Raw genomic sequence first — 3,228 nt, 5'->3', positions numbered from 1 at the left:
CTTACCATCCCGGAGAAAAAGGAAGTAGACACTTCCTGTATCATCCCTGTACTTCAGGGGCGAGACAAACATATTGTCGTGCCCAAAGTCATTGACGAGACAGCACTTTCACATCATTTGCTTACGGACAACACCCCGTTGAAAAAGAACAAATGGAACATTCCTGAACCTGAGGCGGGTATTCCTATAGATGAGCAGCAACTCGATGTGGTTTTCGTCCCCCTCCTCGCCTTTGACGAGGCCGGGTTTCGCGTAGGGTATGGCAAGGGGTACTACGACAGGTTCCTGGCCAAATGCCGTCCAGATGTAATTAAAATAGGATTGTCCCTGTTCCCTCCGATCAAGCGTATAACCGATCGGGAAGCACACGATATTGCCCTCGATTACTGTATTACCCCTGAAGCCATCTACGATTTTTCTTCGGGGCGCTGACCAAAGGCTTTTTTATTGAAAACAATGAGGATCCCTACTCCGGTACTGATCGCTGTATCGGCTATATTGAAAACGGGTTCAAAGAAACGGAAGTTTTGGCCCCCAACCACGGGGAACCACTGGGGCCAGGTACTGTCGATAAGAGGAAAATAAAGCATGTCTACCACCTTGCCATAAAAGAGGCTCCCATAAGGCTCCTGCGCAAAAAGCGTGGCTGTCTTGCCATAACTGTCGTTGAACAGGATGCCATAGAACATTGAGTCAAGAATATTCCCCATGGCACCCGCAAAGATCAGTGAGACGGCTACGATCAGGATCCGGTTCGATTTCTTTTTAATGATATCCCAGAGCCAATACCCTATCCCCGCTATGGCAAAAAGGCGAAAGACAGTGAGAATCAATTTACCTACACGATCCGATACCGGTAACAAATCACTGAGTTTCGTCCCCCAGGCTGCACCTTCGTTTTCGATAAAGAGTATTTTGAACCAACTGAATACCTCCACTGATTCCCCCAGCACAAAATGTGTTTTCACATATATTTTGCTCCATTGATCAACCAGTAGGATCAGGAATATTATGAGCAGAGAGTTACGAAATCGCATATGGTCTGAATAGCTTGGGCAAAAATAGGGATTATGGGGACTTCAGCAGGCTTTGTGATTATTTTGTTCTGTACAGGGTGATGTCTCCGGAGACCGTTTCGAGATCATACTGCTCGTCCCCTTCGGGTAAATTTTCTTGCTTTACCTGCCCATAATGGCTTACCGCCCTGACTACGCCCTGCAAACTATTCAGCAGTATATTCCCGCTTTGGGTATTCACATTTACTTGCTGGGCCACCTGATTGAGGGTACAGTTACCATCGTTAAGGACAACGTCCACTTCATTAAAGTCACCGGACAAGGTCACATTACAACTGGTTCCAAATACCTGCACATTCCGGTAGGCCGGTATCTTTACCTTCAACGATAGGGATACTACTTTATGGGCACTAAGTTTGTCGTTTGGAAATTGGAATTCCGGACTCAATTGGGGCCCTACCCATACCGTAGTGCCCTCTTCTGAGATATTCATGGAAAAGGCTTCGGCATACTCCCCTTCCATACTGGCCTCAACGATAAGCTGTTCTCCCTCGTAAGAACTGATCTCTGCCTGATAACAGTAATCCGTATCAATCTGAATCAGGGAATTGGAAGCTACCGGGTAGGTTTGCTTCACCGCTTTCTGAGCACAGCCAATGTGCCAGGCAAGTAAAAACCCGATTAGGGCTAGTCTATTCTTTGATATGTAACCGGTCCTCCCCAGGATGCCTAATTACTTTTGCATGTTCTTGGCCTCAATGCTCAAAGTGGCGTGAGGTACGAGCTTAAGACGCTCTTTATTGATAAGTTTGCCCGTTACCCGGCAAATACCATAGGTTTTGTTTTCAATGCGCAAAAGGGCATTTTTAAGGTCCCTGATGAATTTTTCCTGCCTGATGGCAAGCTGAGTATTGGCTTCTTTACTCATTGTTTCAGAGCCTTCCTCAAAAGCCTTAAAGGTTGGTGCCGTATCATCCGTGCCGTTATTGCCATCATTCATATAAGAACTTTTCAGTAGTTCCAGGTGGCTCTTTGCTTTTTCAATCTTCTCCTCAATCAGTACCCGGAACTCCTCCAATTCCTTGTCGGAGTATCTTACTTTGGTATCCTGTCCCATAACATCTAATGTTTTTTAATCAATAATTTTGTATTTACTTCATCAAAAGAAACGCTGGTCCCCTCTTCTAACTGCTCTTCAAACTCCAGCTCTGCCGTAAGGGTCTCATTCTTAATGTATTTCATGTTACTGGCCACCGCTTCTTCGACGTAACCATCCTTTTGAATCTTAATATCAATCTTATCCGTAACCTCAAAACCGGATTCTTTCCTGAGGTTCTGGATCCGATTGACCAATTCTCTTGCAATCCCCTCCTTTCGAAGGTCATCGCTTATGTGCACATCCAGGGCAACGGTCAGTGGGCCTGAACTGGCCACCAGCCATCCTTCGATGTCTTGCGAGGAAATCTCTACCTCCTCTAACTTTAATATAATGCTTTTATTATCCAGGGGGAGGGTAATCTCTCCTTCCCGTTCTATTTTTTGTATGTCTTCCTGCCCCAGCGCGGCAACGGCCTGTCCTATGGCCTTCATATCTTTCCCGTACCGGGGACCCAACACCTTGTAATTGGGTTTGATTTGTTTTACAAGGATCCCTGAAGCATCATCAAGCAGGCTGATCTCCTTGACATTCACCTCGGACTTGATAAGATCTGAAACCGCTTCGATTTCTTCCCTGTCCTGATTATCCAATACCGGGATCATTATTTTATGCAGGGGCTGCCTGACTTTGATCTTCTCTTTCTGCCTTATGGACAATACAAGGGAGGAGACTGCCTGGGCTTTCTGCATCTTACTTTCCAGTTCCGCATTTACCATGCCAGGATCCTGTACAGGGAACGCAGCCAGGTGTACACTCTCAAAATCCTCCTTATTTGTTGTCCGGTTCAGGTCCAGATACAGGCGTTCCATAAAGAAGGGTGCAATGGGTGCAGCTAATTTTGCGATGGTAACCAAACAGGTATAAAGGGTTTGGTAGGCCGATATCTTATCCTGTTGGTAATCGCCTTTCCAGAAACGCCTTCTGCTTAGTCTTACATACCAGTTACTCAGGTTTTCCTGCACGAAATCCGCTATTGCCCTCGCTGCGCGGGTAGGCTCATAATCTGCATACGCCTTGTCTGACTTTTGGATGAGGGTGTGCAGTTCTGACAGG

At 46.2% G+C, this 3,228-nt stretch carries 5 protein-coding genes; 1 reads left to right on the top strand and 4 read right to left on the bottom strand.

The features are described from left to right. Window positions 1-432: 5-formyltetrahydrofolate cyclo-ligase (locus tag AC4E7D_RS13230; protein WP_490174260.1), on the top strand; the 432-nt coding region annotated here is incomplete at its 5' end. Here the strand turns inward: AC4E7D_RS13230 and AC4E7D_RS13225 are convergent. From AC4E7D_RS13225 to AC4E7D_RS13210, 4 genes are all read right to left on the bottom strand, one after another. Next, a complete protein-coding gene (locus tag AC4E7D_RS13225) occupies window positions 408-1,037 on the bottom strand; it encodes a lipoprotein signal peptidase (protein ID WP_490174259.1) in 630 nt (209 codons plus the stop codon). The two genes, AC4E7D_RS13230 and AC4E7D_RS13225, sit on opposite strands and share 25 nt — an antisense overlap. A 58-nt stretch (window positions 1,038-1,095) precedes the next feature. Further along, window positions 1,096-1,653: a DUF4097 family beta strand repeat-containing protein gene (locus tag AC4E7D_RS13220; RefSeq protein ID WP_490174258.1), complete on the bottom strand. Its 558-nt coding sequence runs from the start codon at window positions 1,651-1,653 to the stop codon at window positions 1,096-1,098. A gap of 96 nt (window positions 1,654-1,749) precedes the next feature. Continuing rightward, window positions 1,750-2,133 carry a TraR/DksA family transcriptional regulator gene (locus tag AC4E7D_RS13215; RefSeq protein ID WP_490174257.1) on the bottom strand — a complete coding sequence of 128 codons (384 nt, stop codon included), beginning with the start codon at window positions 2,131-2,133 and terminating at the stop codon, window positions 1,750-1,752. Between the two features lie 5 nt (window positions 2,134-2,138). Then, a partial coding sequence (locus AC4E7D_RS13210) for a class I tRNA ligase family protein (protein WP_490174256.1) occupies window positions 2,139-3,228 on the bottom strand: 1,090 nt, incomplete at its 5' end.

This window comes from Lentiprolixibacter sp. (assembly GCF_982873095.1).
The sequence above is the reverse complement of the archived record's forward strand: the minus strand, read 5'-3'. Positions and strand labels throughout refer to the sequence as shown.